This is a genomic window from Rhizobium sp. NXC14, assembly GCF_002117485.1.
Taxonomy (GTDB): Bacteria; Pseudomonadota; Alphaproteobacteria; order Rhizobiales; family Rhizobiaceae; genus Rhizobium.
Window position 1 is genome coordinate 2,832,200 of the sequence record NZ_CP021030.1, and the last position, 16,107, is coordinate 2,848,306.

Genomic DNA, 16,107 nt, shown 5'->3' on the forward strand with positions numbered 1-16,107 from the left:
GCTAGAATGCTGCCCTTAGGCGGAATGCGACAGACGCACTGCGAGGAGCGATGTGACCGAGGGAATTCGCGCAATGGAGAGCCGACGTTGTGCTCTTGGAAGGGGAGACGAGGACGATGCCGACACCACAGCAACCCAGTCTGATAGTTCGACAGAAGTCCCCACCAAACACCGAGTTTCCGTTTGCGTCGCTCTCCGATGGGCTAATCCCAACCGAGCTGTTCTTCGTGCGAAACCATTTTCCGTCACCGGAGCTCGATGCGCGAGACTGGAGATTGCGTATTGACGGGGCGGTGGAGCGGCCGATCGAACTTGACCTCGACAGCATCAAGGCGATGCGGAGCACGACATTCACTGCAGTCGTCGAATGCGCGGGGAACGGGCGCGTCTACTATGTGCCGCCGAGGGAGGGGCTGCAGTGGCAGAACGGCGCCGTCGGCAATGCCGCGTGGACAGGTGTTCTTCTGCGCGAGATTCTGGAACTGGCCGGTATTAAGCGAACCGCACGTGAGGTTCTGCTCATTGGCGCCGACAGCGGCGTCGTCGACACGAACAAGAAAACGGCTTCTCCCGGCCCCATCGCTTTTGCACGCAGTTTACCGCTTGAGAAGGCCATCGCTGACAGCACGATCCTTGCCTATTCGATGAACGAGGAGCCGTTGACGCGCGATCACGGCCACCCGCTACGCGCGGTCGTGGGTGGCTGGTTCGGCATGGCTTGGGTCAAGTGGATCACGCATATCACGGTCGTGGAGCAACCCTTCCTTGGCTATTGGCAAGCGCGCGACTATTTCCGTTGGGAGCGCAGCCTCGGGGAACCCACGCTGGTCCCCCTTGCGGAGATGGAGGTCAAAGCGCAGATCGCGCGCCCCGTACAGGGGGCGCATCTCATCGTCGGCCAACCGTACCGGATTTTCGGAGCCGCCTGGAGCGGAGAGGCTGCTGTCCGGCAGGTTCAGGTCTGCACCGGAGATGGCAGGGGCTGGCGCGAGGCAAGGCTCCTCGAAACAGAACGCCCCTTTGCATGGCGCTTGTGGGAGTACATGTGGACCCCTGAAGACGTGGGGCGATATACGCTACGATGTCGCGCGGTCGATGCGGCGGGGTGCGTGCAGCCCGACCTCCAGCGTTCCGACTGCGAAAGCTACGTGGCAAATTGGATCATTCCGGTGGAGGTTACGGTCGTCCCTGAGCCACAGGCGTACCAAGAGGAATTCGTGATCTAATCACCCGCATGAGGCGGAATGGCGGGTTATGGCGCGAAGCGGCCGAGGCTCGTCGGCTGTCGGCCCCAAGCGCCTAGTGATCGGGAAATGCTGCGTTTTCATCGTAGCCGGCCCGCCGACAATGAACGTCGTCCTCGCGCGCAACAGGAGAAGTGCCGACGCCTTCATCTGTGCGGCCCCCGGGGAATTGTGGCATAACTGGGCCATGGTGATACATGTCTTGGCGGTCCATCGCGACACGGTCGAGACGGAACAGGCGGCGAGCGGTTCGCCTGCAGGCGCCTATTCCGTGGGGGTTTTCTGCTGGCTGCTGTTGGCCGGCGTCTATATCGCCGCGAAATGGGTTTCTTCGGAGATGCCGCCCTGGGCGCTTTGCTTCTGGCGGGTGCTGATCGCCTGGGCGATCCTGATGCCGATCTTGCACCGGCATTTCGGCGACATGGTGACACTCGTGCGGGCCCGCGGCCTCGAACTGCTCGTCATCGGCGGAATGGGGCTCGCCATCTGCCAGGGGCTGATCTTTGTCGGCCTCGAATATGCCGATGCCACCACCGCCGGCATCATCACCATGATTCTTGCACGGTTCATTCTGGCTGAGCCGATGGGACGCTGGCAGGTGATCGGATCGATCCTCGCCTTTTCCTGCTGAAGCCAACGACCAGAGTCGAGGCGACCAAGAGCTGAGCACGAGCGAAATGGCTTTCATAGTGGCCGCTTCTGGTGCCAAGCAGAGATCGTCCTGGGCCTGCGCACTGTTACCGTGGGCGTCTGGATGACCTCGCGAACATGTACATGTTGGTGGGCGCGCCGTGCAGGATCACCTCGCGCTCGAAACAGAAGCCGCATTTCTCAAGAATGCGTCTCGAAGCGGCATTGGCGGTTCGAACCAATCCGATCACCTTCTCCGCCTGCAGATCGTCGAAGGCAAAGGTCAGCGTTTCCCTGACCAATTCCGTGGCATATCCGCGCCCCCAGCTATCAGGTTGCAGATGATAGGAAAGATTGACGCCTTCGAATTCCTTGGAAACGGTTACGCCGCCAAATCCTATCAGGGCATTGTCTGACTCGACCGCCCAACGCCCGACCCCATGATCTTTCCAATGGCCGATGTCACGCGCAAGCCGTGCTGCACTTTCCTCCGGCGTATCGGGCCGGGGCACGGGCCGATGCGCGACCACTTCCGGCCGCGAAAAAAGTCGAGTGAGGAAATCGAGATCCCGTTGCATGGGAATTCTGAGCAGCAATCTGGCGGTACGCCTCACTCGCGGCTGAGAGGCATTCTTGAATTCGGTCGCAAACATCTTCCATCCAATCTCGAACACTCGCCAATGTTACAGATACTCTTCCGACCGCCGCGCCGCCACCGGAGCCTCCTGCTGAAGCCATTGAAACAGCGCCCGCCGTGTAAGTCGAGCTCCCTGTCGGCCAAGGCCAGGAACCGGGTGCTGTTACCCTGCACCGCAAGCCTGAACGCCGTATCGAATTCCGCCGCCAATCGGGGCTCGAGCTTCCTGATGAGGCGCGGCGCCCACTTGCCGCGGCCGGTCCATGCGCCGCGCCCGAGCAGGATGAGGTCGGCTAGCTGCTGGTAGAGAAGTGCTGAGATAGCGGCGATCTCTTCGGGCGGGCGGGCGCCGCGCAGATCGTCGGCGAGATCCGTGACCTGATAGCGCAGCATATCGTAGCTTGGGCCGTCGAGAGGTTTCGGCCCTGCCGCCAGCACTTTCGCCGCCTTTGCCTGGATAGCGCGGGCGCGCTCGATATTCGGCCCTACGATGCTGCCCGTCGCAACCATATTGACCATGATCGGACAGCGGCTCTCCGCATCTGCATGGAGATAATGCGCCAGCGTCTGCGGATCGTGGACAAAGGCCTCGACCGGAAAACCGTCTTCGGTGAACGATTCCCGCCAGGCTGTCTGGAGCGACGGAAACACCACGACGAGATCGATGTCCGAAAACGTGGTCCCCTCACCGCGCATGATGGAGCCGGTGACATATGCAAAGGCAGCCCCTGCATAGCGGCTGGCGAGACAACAGCCGGCAGCGGCAAGCGCCCGCTCGGCAAGATTCTGTTTCTGAAGTTCGTCCACGATCTCGTCCTCGAATGCGGAAGACGAGCGGCAACAAAAAACCCGCTCGTTTCCGGCGGGTTGGTGTCTTCTGCAATGAACGGATCAGTTCACGCGTCTGCCACCCACCGCCAAACGGTGGTCGGAGACGTCGTGGAGACTGCGAAAATCCGGCTCATGGCAGAAACGATATCGCCCTGCGGCGGCAGCGTCAATCTGCCGGGCACGCTTCCCCGCCGCGCGGTTTTCCGTCTAAGATGAGCCAAAGACTCGATAAGCACAGGAAAGGCCCGCTATGCCCCATCCCGCCACCGTCATCCCGCGTCCCGCACCGGTTCTACTGCCGGTTGAAGGCAGCGACGAGCGCTTTCCGGTGCGCCGCGTCTATTGCGTCGGGCGCAATTATGCCGACCATGCGATCGAGATGGGTCACGATCCCTCTCGCGAGCCGCCCTTCTTCTTCCAAAAGAACCCCGACAACCTGCTGCCGGCTGGCAATGCTTTCCCTTACCCGCCGCTTTCGAACGACGTGCATTACGAGGTCGAATGTGTGCTGGCGCTGAAATTGGGCGGGGCGAACATTCAGGCCGCCGATGCGCTCGGCTGCATCTATGGCTATGCCGTCGGCATTGATTTCACCCGCCGCGACCTGCAGGGCGAGGCCAAGAAGCTCGGCCGTCCCTGGGAGCTTGCCAAGGCCTTCGAGCAATCCGCCCCGGTCTCCGCAATCGTCCCGGCAAGCCGCCTCGGCCATCCCACTGAAGGCCGGATCTGGCTGGAGCAGAACGGCCGACGTGTCCAGGACGGCAACCTCAACCAGATGATCTGGAAGGTGCCGGAAATCATCGCCGAACTCTCGAAGCTCTTCGTGCTGGCGCCCGGCGACGTGATCATGACCGGCACGCCGGCCGGCGTCGGCGCGGTTGCGAGGGGCGACCGCATCACCTGCGGCATCGACGGTGTTGCGACGCTCTCGGTCGACATTATCTAAGGAGAGACCGATGCCCGTCTATGCGCTTGGCGGATTGACCCCCAAACTGCCGCCCGCCGGCCTCCACTGGATCGCGCCGGATGCGCATGTGATCGGCGATATCGAACTCGGCGAAAATGTCGGCATCTGGTTCGGCTCGGTGCTGCGCGGCGACAATGAGAGGATCACCATCGGCGCCGGCACCAACATCCAGGAAGGCGTCATGGCCCATACCGACATGGGCTTTCCGCTGACGACGGGAAAGGGCTGTACCATCGGCCACCACGCCATTCTCCATGGCTGCACGCTCGGCGACAACGTGCTGATCGGCATGGGAGCGACCATTCTGAACGGCGCAAAGATCAGCAACAACTGCCTCGTCGGCGCCAATGCGCTAGTGACGGAGGGCAAGGAATTCCCTGACAACTCGTTAATCGTCGGCGCACCCGCCCGTGTGGTGCGGGTGCTTGACGAGGCGGCTGTCGAGGGTATTCGCCGCTCGGCGGAAAATTATGTGGCGAATTGGCAGCGGTTTGCGCGGGATCTCAGGGTGATTGGGTGATTGAGAGGGGCCTCTTCCAGGAAAATATGCTTAATTTGCCTTTCGCTCGCCGCTTCCGCTCCTCACCCCCTCATCTGCCCTGACGGGCATCTTCTCCCGCCGCAGCGAAGAGGGAGCGAGCCGCCGACCATCATTTCCTAGCGGAATGGCTCCAGGCGCTGCCACGAGTCCCTTCTCCCCAACGGGGAGAAGATGCCGGCAGGCAGATGAGGGGGGTGAGCGACGACAGGAGCGAGTGCACGGAGCGCATGTGAAGGACAAATAATCGGATATTGCAGCCCTCACCAAACACCCGGGATCCAGCGCCAGCGCACCCGATCCATATACTCCGCATATCCTTCAAGTCCCTTGCGCAACTCCGCCTCCTCTCCGAGCGTCCGGCCAAAGAGCACCACGACGAGCAGCCCCACGGGAATCAACGCATAGAGCGACGCGAGTGACAGCGCCGCTCCGGCGGCGAGCAAAATGGCGGTTGCATAGCCGGGGTGGCGGATCACGGCGTAGGGCCCGCTGTCGATCACCTTGTGGTCGCGATCGGTTTGGATGCGCACCGTCGGCTCGAAATGCCGGTTGACCGATTGCGCCCAGGTGAGGCCGAGATAGCCCGCGCTCATCAGGAGATAGCCGAGGACAACGACCCACCAGGGTTTCGGCGACCAGTGGAAACGGCCGTCGTCGAACGCGCCGACCGGAAGAATGGCAGCAAAGAGAATGATCGTCAGCGTCGCGACCACGGCGTCCCAGCGCTTGGTTCCCTTCTGATATCGGCTACGCGCCGCAAACAATCCCGGATTCGTCCGCCAGATCCAGACGAGCGCGATTGCAGTCAGCGCCAGGAAAAGGCCGAGAAAGATCCAGCCGCGTGGCCAGGCGAACGTGCCGGCGGGCCAGAACAGTGCGAGAATCATCACTGCGACGGTTATCGCGAGCGAGCGATGGCGCCGCCGCAAACGAGCGACGCGGCTGGCTGTGGTCCTGCGTCATGAGGGTTTTCCGTTCCACCGGGGCGAGCGCCTTCTGATGTCGGCAGCGGCCGCAAAAGCCTGACAGTCTTATACCTGACTCAGGAGGTGAAACGCCCGCGCCCCGTGGCAAGGCGCAAATGGACCCGCCCCCCGATAACAGACGTCATTGTTTCCGAAGTTGCGTGGCCGGAGACTGTCGTTGCGGCAGTACCTATTCGGCCGCTTCCAGAAACTGGTTCTCTCCCGACGAAGCGGCAAGCGCCCGAACTTTGGCTTCCGTCTTGGCGATCAGCTGATAGAATTCGTCCTGTGCTTCGACATCCAGCTGAATGACGGCATTGACGTCATCGGGGGTATCGCAAACACAGGCGACCGCCGAAATGGGGCAGATACCGCCGGGATAACGCTTACCGCTCCCGGTATAGGCACGACGACTCCAGCGCTCGGAATAAACCGTTTCCTCCCGATCGAGATGGAGGATCGTGCCTTTACAGGCGGTCACGATGGCCGCCTTGCCGTAAGCGAACCAATGATAATTCAGCTTCCGGAGAATATATTTGCCAGTGATGTCTTCGCCAGCCAGTTCGGCAGGGTCTTCTATCATTCGGATCATGAGAGCGTCCTCAACATGTGAGCAATATCTGTCATCTCTACTTGCCTCGCAAGTCGAAAAGCGCAGCTTTTGTAGTAGCTTAGTCACAAAGTGTTTCTGATTCTTACATCTTGCACGCACCAGGCAGCTTGCCGGCCATGCAATCCATCGTCGAATTTCCCGCCTTTGCACCTGATTCCGCCTTTTCCGGGAGTAGCCATGCCGTCTTGCGTTTTCCCGCTGAGGCCCAATATTGAATCCCGGATCGGCCAATCAGCGGTCGGATGACGGCTCAACTGGTCCGCCGGTTCACACCAGCAGGAGTGCCCCATGGTCGAAGCCGTCAACCGCATCTCCTCCACCGCCGAGTCCCAGCCCACCAAGGTCGGCATCAGCACCTCGATCGGCTCGGAACCCGACAATGCCTGGGTTGCCGCCCGCCAGTCGCGTATCACCGCCGACCAGCAGGCATCGAAGGGAGTTGCGGACACGAATGGTGCGGGCAATCTTGTTCCGCATGCGGATCTGCTCGTCGACCAAGACGAACATCCAGGAAAGCGGCATGGGCACGCCCTATCCGGCGAAGGGGAAGAAAGCGGCGAAGACGCGACGGAACAGCGGCTATTGTCGGGTGAAAGCGATCGGATCGGCACCTGCAATTTCGACGCGGACACGCCCTTCGGCGAGCGCGTCGCCATCATCTGACGAAGTCCCGCTCCGCTGGGTCAAAGCGCGTCCCCAAGTTGGGCCTCGATCGTCGGCTTGTCGATGACCGACCAAACCTCGATGATCTTCCCACCGCGAAACTCGTAGATCACGTTCTCGGCGAAGGAAACGCGCCTCCCGTTCACATCAAGCCCGAGAAACTTTCCTTTCGGCGAACAGTCGAAGCCCAGCCGGCAAGCAACGTAAGGCGGATCGCTAAGAAGCATCCGCACGCTGAAACAAAGATCGGGAATCTCATCGAAATCCCGCTCCAGCATGGCGATGTAGCCCGCAAGTCCAAGCCGCCGGCCGTTATGAACCGCACCGTCATCGACAAACTGGCCGAGATTGAGCCAGTCCTGCCGATTCAGGCAGGCGATGTAGCCGCGATAGAGATCGGCAAGTTCGGTTTTGGTCACGGGCCCGCTCCTGGCTCGGCTGAGCTTTCGGCAAAGATAGCGCGCGCGCCGCCTTGCGGCTTGCAGATCACGAGAACTCGCCGGCGCGCGGACCGGCAAGCGTCACGCGCCAACCGGTGCGCGACTGGAAATCCTGGGTGGCCAGAAACGTATAACCCGTCGTGCGCCAAGGCTTAACGGCGCTGGTGAGATTGTCGAGCACATAATCGCCCTGAGCCGTGCGGGCAATCAGAACGACATGGTTTTGATCGTGTGGTCCAATCACCACGGAAAGTGCCAGCCTGTTCGATGGAAAACCGGCGTCGACCAGGTCCTTCATTTTCTGAAGGGCGTAGTCCTCACAGTCGCCACGGCCGGCCACCGGCAGAGACCAAACATCCCCGTTTCCGGAGGGAGAGCGATCTTCTGCCGAAACGATACGCCGATTTACGGCACGATTGATCTTTTGAAGAAGCCCAATCCCAGCCTGCTCGTCGAACTGTTGTGACGCCATCCTGCCGCAAAGCCACCTGTACTTGGCACAGGCGGCAGCGAATCCCACCGGCGCGCCGATGCTTCGCGTCACAGGCAGCGACGATCCGGCAACTGCATGAAAATGCGATAAAATCACCAAAAAAAAGGCAAGAGAAAGGAGACGCTTCATAGCCGATTCCCTCAGTTCGTCTTCAGAGGATAGCACAGCCAGGATAAAAATTTATTAAAATTTTATACTTGTGAATTTAACCGTATTATAAGAAATGAACAGGTTAATCCTGGTTTGTTCTTCATATTAATTCCTTGTTAGTATAAATATTCTCCCAATTAACGGTTAGTTAACCTTGGGAGACCAGTGAAATGATCAGCAGAGCAGCGAAGTTCAGCCTTGCTGTGGCGTCCCTTCTGGCAAGCAGCAGCTTGGCGACGGCAGCCCCCACAGTTGTTAATTGCAAGGCCGCAGTCCGCGGTAGCCTCGAATACAGGCTGTGCATGCCCACCCGCGCAATAAAGGCTGATAACAAGTTCGGTCCGAATGATAAGGATCGCAGCAGCCGTGACGTCGGTGGCAAGAAGACATCCAACACCAACTCGCACGTCAGCAATGGCAACGGTGGCGATGACGGTGACAGCAAAGACGTCGGCCAAAGTGGCGGCAGCGGCGACCAAGGCGGTAGCGGTGATCAGGGCGGCAGCGGCGATCAGGGCGGCAGCGGCGACCAGGGCAGCAGCGGCGACCAGGGCAGCAGCGGCGACCAGGGCGGCAGCGGCGACCAGGGCGGCAGTGGCGACCAGGGCGGCAGTGGCGACCAGGGCGGCAGTGGCGACCAGGGCGGCAGTGGCGACCAGGGCGGCAGTGGCGACCAGGGCGGCAGTGGCGACCAGGGCGGCAGTGGCGACCAGGGCGGCAGCGGTGACCAGGGCGATAAGGGCGGCAAGGGCGACAAGGGCGACAAGGGCGGCAAGGGCGGCAAGGGCGGCAAGGGCGACAAGGGCGGCAAGGGCGGCGAGGACCACGATCATCACGGCCGCGACAAAGGCGGAAAGGATCACGACCACGCCAAGGATGAACCCGGTAAGGGTGGAAAAGACCATCACAGCGGCAGCAAGGACGGGGAAGATCACGGCCATGGCAAGGCCGGCAACGGCGGTTCCGACAAAGGCGGCAACGACGGCGCGGGCAGCGGAGGCAACGGTGATGCCGGCAAGGGCGGCAATGACGGCGCGGGCAGCGGCGGCAATAGCGATGCCGGCAAGAGCGGCAACGACGGCGCGGGCAGCGGCGGTAACGGCGGTGCCGGCAAGGGCGGCAACGATGGCGCGGGCAGCGGAGGCAATGACGGTGCCGGCAAGAGCGGCAACGACAGCGCAGGCAGCGCAGGCAGCGGAGGCAATGACGGTGCTGGCAAAGGCGGTCAGGACGGCGCGGACAGCGGAGGCAACAACGGTGCCGGCAGCGGCAGCAACGGCGATGCTGGCAAGGGCGGCAAAGATAGCGCTGGCAAGGGTGGCAACGACGGCGCTGGCAATGGTGGCAATGAGAGCCCGGGCAGCGACGGGGCTGGAAAGGGCGGTAATGGCGGGCCCGGCAAGGGCGGTTCGGGAAAAAACTAATCGGAACGGTTGATGCGGTTGGCCGGGGTTGCCCGACAGCCGGCAGAGTGAGCGACCCTATTTCCTGATGCTCGCGCTCGTCGCGGGCATCTCCGTATCGGGGACACGAAGCAGATCCTCGAAAGCCAGGACGAGGATGACTCGGACGGAAAAAAGTTGTCAACAAACGGAGTGCCGGTTTGCCGGCCTTCCTTCATCGCCGCACCGTTTGTAAACGGAACGGTTACTCACTTCATGCCGCGCAGGCCTCGCAAAATCCGCGAATCTCGATCGTGGTCTTCTCCGGCTTGAACTTCTGCCCCCGCACCCAGCCCATCAGCCGGTGGTCGACTTCGTGGTCGTGGAATTCGATCACCTGGCCGCAGCTTTCGCAGATGGCGAAAGCGACGATACCGTGGCTATGGCAATTGTCGCCGGGATGGGCGCAGGCGACGAAGGAATTGATGCTTTCGAGCCGGTGCACGACGCCGTATTCGAGCAGCTTTTCCAGCGCCCGGTAGACCTGTAGCGGCGCGCGAAAACCATGGTCGCGCAACTTGTCGAGGATGGTATAGGCGCTGAGCGGCCCCTCGGCCTTCTCGAGCGCTTCGAAAACCAGCGCCTGGTTCTTGGTGAGTTGCGGTGTTGTCATGAGCCTTGTCCTTGCGCGAGCGCGCGGCGCCTGACGGGAAGCAGGCTGAGAATGAAGAGGATCAGCGCCGCGACCACGATCGAGGGGCCGGACGGCGTGTCGTAGGTCAGTGAGCCGCACAGCCCGCCGACGACGGCGGCCGCCCCGATCAGCGCGGCGAGCACTGCCATGATCTCCGGCGTGACCGAGAAGCGGCGCGCTGCAGCCGCCGGAATGATCAGCAGTGAGGTGATCAGCATGATGCCGACGATCTTCATGGCTATTGCGATGACGACGGCCATCAGCAGCATGAAGAAGAGCCGCGCCCGCTCGGGCCGCAGCCCCTCGGCCTCGGCAAGCTCGGCATTGACGGTGGCCGCGAGCAGCGGCCGCCAGAGCCAGGCGATCGCCGCCAGCACGAAGAGCCCGCCACCCCAGATCAGCGCGATGTCCGATGTGGACACGGCAAGGATATCGCCGAACAGGAAGGCGATGAGATCGATCCGGACCCAGCTCATGAAGGCGACCATGACGAGGCCGATCGCCAGCGTGGCATGAGAGAGGATGCCGAGAAGCGCATCGGCCGAGAGCGCCTGGCGCTTCTGCAGGAAGAGCAGCAACACCGATACGAGCGCGGCGACGGCGAAGACGGCCATCGTCAGGTTGAGTTCGAACAACAGCGACAGCGCGACGCCGAGAAGTGCCGAATGGGCGATCGTATCGCCGAAATAGGCCATGCGCCGCCAGATGATGAAGCAGCCGAGCGGCCCCGTCGTCAGCGCCAGCCCGACACCGGCAAGGATGGCGCGCACGAAGAAATCGTCAAGCATGGCGGCCCTCTCCGCTGCGGGAATGGGCGTGTTCATGCGCATGATCGTGCCCATGATGATCGTCGTGAGCGTGGTCATGCCCGTGCTCATGGGAGCCATGTGCGTGCTCATGCCCGTGGTCATGCGCGTGTTCATGGCCCCCATGAGCATGATGCCCATCCTCGGGATAGCAATGATCCGTCACAGTGCCGTCGGCATGACGCACTCGGCCATCCGGCAGGTGGGTATGATCGTGGTGATGGCTGTAGACCGCAAGCGTCTGGGCTGCCCGGCTGCCGAACAGGCGCACATATTCCGGGCTGCGGCTGACGGTCTCGGGCGTTCCGCGGCAGCAGACATGGCCGTTGAGGCAGATCACCGTATCGGTCTCGGCCATAACGACGTGGAGATCGTGGGAAATCAGCAGGATGCCGCAGCCGCTGGCGTTGCGGATCGATTTGATGAGGTCGTAAAGCGCTATCTCACCGGAGAAATCCACCCCCTGCACCGGCTCGTCGAGCACCAGCAGGTCGGGCTTGCGGGCAATCGCCCGGGCCATCAGCGCCCGCTGGAACTCGCCGCCGGAGAGATGCTGAACCTCGGCGCCTATCATATGGGCGACGCCGGCGGCTTCGAGCGCTGCCTGGATGTCGCGCTCCGGCAGTGGCCCCGTCAGCGTCATCAGCCGGCGCACCGTCAGCGGCAGCGTCCAGTCGATCGAAAGCTTCTGCGGAACATAGCCGACCTTGAGGCCCGGGCGTCGCTCCACCCTGCCCTCATCCGGCTTCAGAACACCGATGGCGGCCTTGGCGCTCGTCGACTTGCCCGAGCCGTTCGGCCCGATCAGCGTGACGATCTCGCCGCGCGAAACGGAAAATTCGACGCCGCGCACCAGCCAGCGGCCGCCGCGCAGAACGCCGACATTTTCGAGCGAAACCAGCCGTTCGCCCTTGGTATTTGCGGGAGAGAGCATCAAATTTTCCGACAGCGCTGTTGCATCCTGCTATTGCACACGTTATAGCATAACGCAATTGATGTAATAACATAACATTTGCAATTCAAGCGGAGCATATGATGAAACGCGCCCTGGGGCCTGCCCTGGACAGCCTGGCCCTCAGAATACCGGCTGCCCTCGCCATCCCGGCCCTTGCGATACCCGCCCTGCTCTTTGCCGGCACGATGCGGGCCGCCGATGCTCCCGTCGTCGTCACTTCGATCAAGCCGATTCATTCGCTCGTTGCGGCGATCATGGAGGGCGTGGGTGAGCCGGAGCTGATCGTCGATGGCGCCTCCTCCCCGCACACCTACAGCATGAAGCCTTCTAACGCGCGCTCGCTACAGGAGGCCAAGGTCATCTTCTGGGTCGGCCCGAACCTGGAGGCTTTCCTGGAAAAGCCGCTCGAGGCGCTGGGCTCGAACGCCAGTGTCGTCGAACTCGACAATGCGCCTGGTTTGACCAAGCTGCCCTTCCGCGAAGGCGGCGCCTTCGAGGCGCATGACGACGGGAACCATGAAAGCGTTCCCGAGCATGCGGATGCCGCCGGAAATGACCATGGTCACGACCATGCGGCTGAGCTCGGACATGACAATGGCCAAGCGCATCATGATGATCATGAAGAGCATGAGCACGGGCACGGGCACGGCGCCTTCGATACGCATCTCTGGCTCGATCCGATGAATGCGAAGGCGATGGCCACTGTCATCACCACCACGCTGGTCGCCGCCGATCCCGCCAATGCGCTGACCTATCAGGCCAATGCCAAGGCGCTTGATGACAAGCTGACGGCACTGGACACGGAGATCGCCGCCACCGTCGCCCCCGTCAAGGACAAGCCCTTCGTCGTCTTCCACGACGCCTACCAGTATTTCGAGTACCGTTACGGCATCCGCGTCGCCGGCTCGATCACAGTCAGCCCGGAAACCATTCCCGGCGCCGAGCGCGTGTCGGAAATCCACCGTAAGGTCGGCGAACTCGGCGCAACCTGCGTCTTTGCCGAACCGCAATTCGAGCCACGCCTGGTCAAGGTCGTCATCGAGGGCACGAGCGCCAAATCGGGTGTGCTCGACCCGGAAGCAGCGACGCTCAAGGCCGGCCCCGATCTCTACTTCACCCTCATGCGCGGCATCGCCGACAGCATGAAGGCTTGCCTCTCCAGCGCATGACTCTTATGCGACGCTCTGGAGAATGCTGAGGCGGAAAGAGGCGGATGACCCCGTTCCGCCTTTTTTCGTAGCCATTTATGTAATGATATAACATATAACGTAAATGAGGTTCCCATGGACAACAGACTTCCGGTCACGGTGCTCTCCGGCTTTCTCGGCGCCGGCAAGACGACGCTGCTCAACCATGTGCTCACCAATCGTGAGGGCCTGCGCGTCGCCGTCATCGTCAACGATATGAGCGAGGTGAACATCGACGCCAGACTCGTGCGCGATGGTGGCGCCAATCTCTCGCGCACCGAGGAACAGCTGGTCGAGATGACCAATGGCTGCATCTGCTGCACGCTGCGTGACGACCTGTTGAAGGAGGTGCGCGCTCTCGCCGATCAGGGCCGCTTCGATTACCTGCTGATCGAATCCACAGGCATCGCCGAGCCCCTGCCCGTCGCCACCACCTTCGAATTTCGCGACGAGAATGGCGAAAGCCTGTCCGACGTTGCAAGGCTGGACACGATGGTGACCGTCGTCGATGCCGCCAATCTGCTCGCCGATTACGCCTCGGCCGATTTTCTCGCCGACCGCGGCGAAACCGCGGGCGACGGGGACAACAGGACGATCGTCGACCTGCTGGTCGAGCAGATCGAATTCGCCGATGTGGTGGTGCTGAACAAGATCGGAACCGCAAGCGATGAACAGCGCGACGCCGCGCGCAAGATCATCGTCGGCCTCAATCCGAATGTCAAACTGATCGAGGCGGATTTCGGCAAGGTTGCGCTGAAGGAGGTGCTCGGCACCGGCCGTTTCGAAATCGGGAGGGCCGAGACCCATCCGCTCTGGTACAAGGAACTGCACGGCTTCAGGGATCACGTGCCGGAGACCGAGGAATACGGCATTCGCTCCTTCGTTTATCGCGAGAAGCGGCCCTTCCATCCGGCAAAATTGCAGGCCTTTCTCGACAGGACATGGCCGGGCGTGGTGCGCGCCAAGGGCTTCTTCTGGCTGGCGACGCGGCCGCACCATGTCGGCGAGGTCAGCCAGGCGGGCGCGATCGTCCGCACCTCCAAGATGGGCCTGTGGTGGGCTTCTGTGCCGCGCGAACAATGGCCCGAGGAACCCGGCTTCATCAGCGCCATCGGCCCCTATCTCGACCCCGTCTGGGGCGACCGCCGCCAGGAAATCGTCTTCATCGGCGCTGACCCGATGGACGAGGCGTGGATCAGGAGCGAACTCGACGCCTGTCTGGTGAAAAGCAATGCCTTCACACCTGAACGCTGGCGCAACCTGCCCGACCCCTTCGCCAGCTGGAGCCGGCAGGCGGCATGAAGGCGACAGCGATCAAACCCTATCGCTGCGTCTGCGAGGAATGCGATCCATTGCCGCCGATCGAGGGGCTGCATCCGTTGACGCACGAGGCTGCCGATGAGCTGGGGCGTAAAGCAAGGGGATTGCTCGGCATTATCGCGGAGCGGGTGGTGCCATGCAGGCGGGGGTGATGAGGAGATGCTGGAGGATTGGAAAGGTGTATCACCGCGAAACACCATGTGTTTCCTTCCGGCAGCCTCGGCGTGCTTGGCGCCCCCCTCTGGCCTGCCGGCCATCTCCCCCACAAGGGGGGAGATCGGCAGGAGGCTTGACCATCGCTCCCACTCCAACGGCATCGACAATCACCATACTTGAGTTGCTTGGGGAAGCCGCCGCGCCCAGCCGATCTCCCCACCTGTGGGGGAGATGGCCGGCAGGCCAGAGGGGGGCCACACGGCACGTCCTCTCCTCTCTCCCCAAAACCGGAAAGGACGGCCTCCGCCGCCCTCATCCATTCCCAATCAGCGTCCGACGATAATGCTGGAGATCACCCCGCTGGTAACGCCGGTCAGCAGGAAATCGTTGTCGGCGCGCACCCAGCGATAGCCGCGGGGCGGAGGCGCCAAGCGGTAGCGGCGGTAGTCGTTGACGTCGCGAAACTGGCGACGTTTGCGGGCATTGACGCGATATCCCTTGTTCCAATGCGGCCGCACGAAGGTCTCTTTGACGATCACCTTCTTCTGGACGACGACAGGCGGGCGGCGAAAATCATCCGCGCTGGCTTGGGAGGCGATGATCGGCGAGAGAAGGAAGGAAGCGGAAAGAAGAGCTTTTTCATGTGGGGTTCCTCATGTCGGGCGCGCAGGAGCAAATTAGGCCCGAAAAGATGAACCGAAACTGAAACTCAAATTAAGTCATGGTATGGAATCAGACGCCTGCGTAGTTGGTCTCATATCTTAGTTCAATCTTATACGTTCCAGCGAACAGCCCTTTTCCCGACACGACGCAATCCACGCATTAGCCCCGAAGATCGGATTCGATTTTCTGCGGAATTGGGCGCAGATTCAAATAACGGAGCGTTGCTCCGCGCCTTGATCGAGCGCGGGCGCCGTTGAACCCGCCGTATGGGATCGCTCGACTTAAGAGATGATGGAGGAAATCATGCCTGGCATCAGCATGCGTTATATCGTTGACGACGTCGACGCCGCGTTGGAATTCTACACGCGGCATCTCGGCTTCTCGGTCGCGCTTCACCCGGCCCCCGGCTTCGCCATTCTGACGAGGGACGGTTTTCGCCTGCTCGTCAGCGGCACGACCGGGCCGGGTGGCGCCTCCCAGGCAATGCCCGACGGACGAAAACCGGAGCCCGGCGGATGGAACCGCATCCAGATCGAAGTCGCCGACCTCGAAGCCGAAGTCACCAAGCTGCGCCAGGCGGGCGCGCATTTTCGCAACGACATGGTCCAGGGCATCGGCGGCAAGCAGATCCTGCTGGAAGACCCGGCCGGAAACCCTGTCGAGCTCTTCGAAGCGCCGAAGCGATAAGCGTGTGGCATCGCAAGAATGGCGGCCGCGCCTTGCCAGCTCTGTGCGAGCGTGTAGTTTCGGACTCGCATCAATTCAGGGGT

At 61.8% G+C, this 16,107-nt stretch carries 17 protein-coding genes and 3 pseudogenes; 10 read left to right on the top strand and 10 right to left on the bottom strand.

Features of this window, described 5'->3' with window-relative positions; all coding sequences use genetic code 11:
• Window positions 1-116: 116 nt before the first annotated feature.
• Both NXC14_RS14010 and NXC14_RS14015 read left to right on the top strand, forming a co-directional pair.
• Window positions 117-1,226, top strand: coding sequence for a sulfite oxidase (locus tag NXC14_RS14010; protein ID WP_085780118.1), 1,110 nt, complete (start codon window positions 117-119; stop codon window positions 1,224-1,226).
• Window positions 1,227-1,431: 205 nt separating this feature from the next.
• A pseudogene (locus NXC14_RS14015) lies at window positions 1,432-1,866 on the top strand (DMT family transporter); the annotation flags it as partial.
• 115 nt (window positions 1,867-1,981) lie between these two features.
• Here the strand turns inward: NXC14_RS14015 and NXC14_RS14020 are convergent.
• Both NXC14_RS14020 and NXC14_RS14025 read right to left on the bottom strand, forming a co-directional pair.
• A complete protein-coding gene (locus tag NXC14_RS14020) occupies window positions 1,982-2,527 on the bottom strand; it encodes a GNAT family N-acetyltransferase (protein ID WP_085780119.1) in 546 nt (181 codons plus the stop codon).
• 30 nt (window positions 2,528-2,557) lie between these two features.
• Window positions 2,558-3,318 (bottom strand): annotated as a pseudogene (locus tag NXC14_RS14025) (nucleotidyltransferase domain-containing protein).
• 274 nt (window positions 3,319-3,592) lie between these two features.
• Between NXC14_RS14025 and NXC14_RS14030 the strand changes: the two are divergent.
• Window positions 3,593-4,288 (top strand): fumarylacetoacetate hydrolase family protein, encoded by a 696-nt coding sequence (locus tag NXC14_RS14030; RefSeq protein WP_085778646.1) that lies wholly within the window; start codon window positions 3,593-3,595, stop codon window positions 4,286-4,288.
• A 10-nt stretch (window positions 4,289-4,298) separates the two neighbouring features.
• Window positions 4,299-4,829 (top strand): gamma carbonic anhydrase family protein, encoded by a 531-nt coding sequence (locus tag NXC14_RS14035; protein ID WP_085778647.1) that lies wholly within the window; start codon window positions 4,299-4,301, stop codon window positions 4,827-4,829.
• Window positions 4,830-5,110: 281 nt separating this feature from the next.
• Here the strand turns inward: NXC14_RS14035 and NXC14_RS14040 are convergent.
• Window positions 5,111-5,813 (bottom strand): annotated as a pseudogene (locus NXC14_RS14040) (isoprenylcysteine carboxylmethyltransferase family protein).
• Window positions 5,814-6,005: 192 nt separating this feature from the next.
• Window positions 6,006-6,407, bottom strand: a complete 402-nt coding sequence (locus NXC14_RS14045; protein ID WP_085778648.1) for a hypothetical protein — start codon at window positions 6,405-6,407, stop codon at window positions 6,006-6,008.
• Window positions 6,408-6,716: 309 nt separating this feature from the next.
• Between NXC14_RS14045 and NXC14_RS14050 the strand changes: the two genes are divergently transcribed.
• Window positions 6,717-7,091 (top strand): hypothetical protein, encoded by a 375-nt coding sequence (locus NXC14_RS14050; protein ID WP_085778649.1) that lies wholly within the window; start codon window positions 6,717-6,719, stop codon window positions 7,089-7,091.
• A 20-nt stretch (window positions 7,092-7,111) separates the two neighbouring features.
• Here the strand turns inward: NXC14_RS14050 and NXC14_RS14055 are convergent, their stop codons facing one another.
• Window positions 7,112-7,510 (bottom strand): ester cyclase, encoded by a 399-nt coding sequence (locus NXC14_RS14055; protein WP_085778650.1) that lies wholly within the window; start codon window positions 7,508-7,510, stop codon window positions 7,112-7,114.
• 67 nt (window positions 7,511-7,577) lie between these two features.
• Window positions 7,578-8,153: a transglutaminase-like cysteine peptidase gene (locus NXC14_RS14060; protein WP_085778651.1), complete on the bottom strand. Its 576-nt coding sequence runs from the start codon at window positions 8,151-8,153 to the stop codon at window positions 7,578-7,580.
• A 191-nt stretch (window positions 8,154-8,344) separates the two neighbouring features.
• Between NXC14_RS14060 and NXC14_RS14065 the strand changes: the two genes are divergently transcribed.
• A complete protein-coding gene (locus NXC14_RS14065; protein WP_085778652.1) occupies window positions 8,345-9,598 on the top strand; it encodes a hypothetical protein in 1,254 nt (417 codons plus the stop codon).
• A 232-nt stretch (window positions 9,599-9,830) separates the two neighbouring features.
• Here the strand turns inward: NXC14_RS14065 and NXC14_RS14070 are convergent, their stop codons facing one another.
• Genes NXC14_RS14070 through NXC14_RS14080 form a run of 3 tightly spaced genes read right to left on the bottom strand, consistent with a single transcriptional unit; the run spans window position 9,831 to window position 11,990 of the window.
• Entirely contained in the window at window positions 9,831-10,229 is a 399-nt protein-coding gene (locus tag NXC14_RS14070) for a Fur family transcriptional regulator (protein ID WP_085778653.1), read from the bottom strand.
• On the bottom strand, window positions 10,226-11,038 hold the full coding sequence (gene znuB / locus NXC14_RS14075; protein ID WP_085778654.1) for a zinc ABC transporter permease subunit ZnuB: 813 nt from the start codon (window positions 11,036-11,038) through the stop codon (window positions 10,226-10,228). The genes NXC14_RS14070 and znuB overlap by 4 nt, the downstream gene beginning before the upstream one ends.
• Window positions 11,031-11,990, bottom strand: a complete 960-nt coding sequence (locus NXC14_RS14080) for a metal ABC transporter ATP-binding protein (protein WP_085778655.1) — start codon at window positions 11,988-11,990, stop codon at window positions 11,031-11,033. The genes znuB and NXC14_RS14080 overlap by 8 nt, the downstream gene beginning before the upstream one ends.
• 101 nt (window positions 11,991-12,091) lie before the next feature.
• Between NXC14_RS14080 and NXC14_RS14085 the strand changes: the two genes are divergently transcribed.
• The 3 genes from NXC14_RS14085 to NXC14_RS33005 all read left to right on the top strand — a co-directional run bounded on the left by NXC14_RS14085 (window position 12,092) and on the right by NXC14_RS33005 (window position 14,670).
• On the top strand, window positions 12,092-13,180 hold the full coding sequence (locus tag NXC14_RS14085) for a zinc ABC transporter substrate-binding protein (RefSeq protein ID WP_085778656.1): 1,089 nt from the start codon (window positions 12,092-12,094) through the stop codon (window positions 13,178-13,180).
• 114 nt (window positions 13,181-13,294) lie between these two features.
• On the top strand, window positions 13,295-14,500 hold the full coding sequence (gene zigA / locus NXC14_RS14090; RefSeq protein ID WP_085778657.1) for a zinc metallochaperone GTPase ZigA: 1,206 nt from the start codon (window positions 13,295-13,297) through the stop codon (window positions 14,498-14,500).
• Window positions 14,497-14,670, top strand: coding sequence for a hypothetical protein (locus NXC14_RS33005; RefSeq protein WP_198175454.1), 174 nt, complete (start codon window positions 14,497-14,499; stop codon window positions 14,668-14,670). The genes zigA and NXC14_RS33005 overlap by 4 nt, the downstream gene beginning before the upstream one ends.
• 330 nt (window positions 14,671-15,000) lie before the next feature.
• Here NXC14_RS33005 and NXC14_RS14095 read toward each other — a convergent pair whose 3' ends face one another.
• Window positions 15,001-15,276 (bottom strand): RcnB family protein, encoded by a 276-nt coding sequence (locus tag NXC14_RS14095; protein ID WP_085778658.1) that lies wholly within the window; start codon window positions 15,274-15,276, stop codon window positions 15,001-15,003.
• Between the two features lie 364 nt (window positions 15,277-15,640).
• On the opposite strand from NXC14_RS14095, the gene NXC14_RS14100 reads away from it, so the two are divergent.
• On the top strand, window positions 15,641-16,024 hold the full coding sequence (locus NXC14_RS14100; protein WP_085778659.1) for a VOC family protein: 384 nt from the start codon (window positions 15,641-15,643) through the stop codon (window positions 16,022-16,024).
• Window positions 16,025-16,107: the final 83 nt, after the last annotated feature.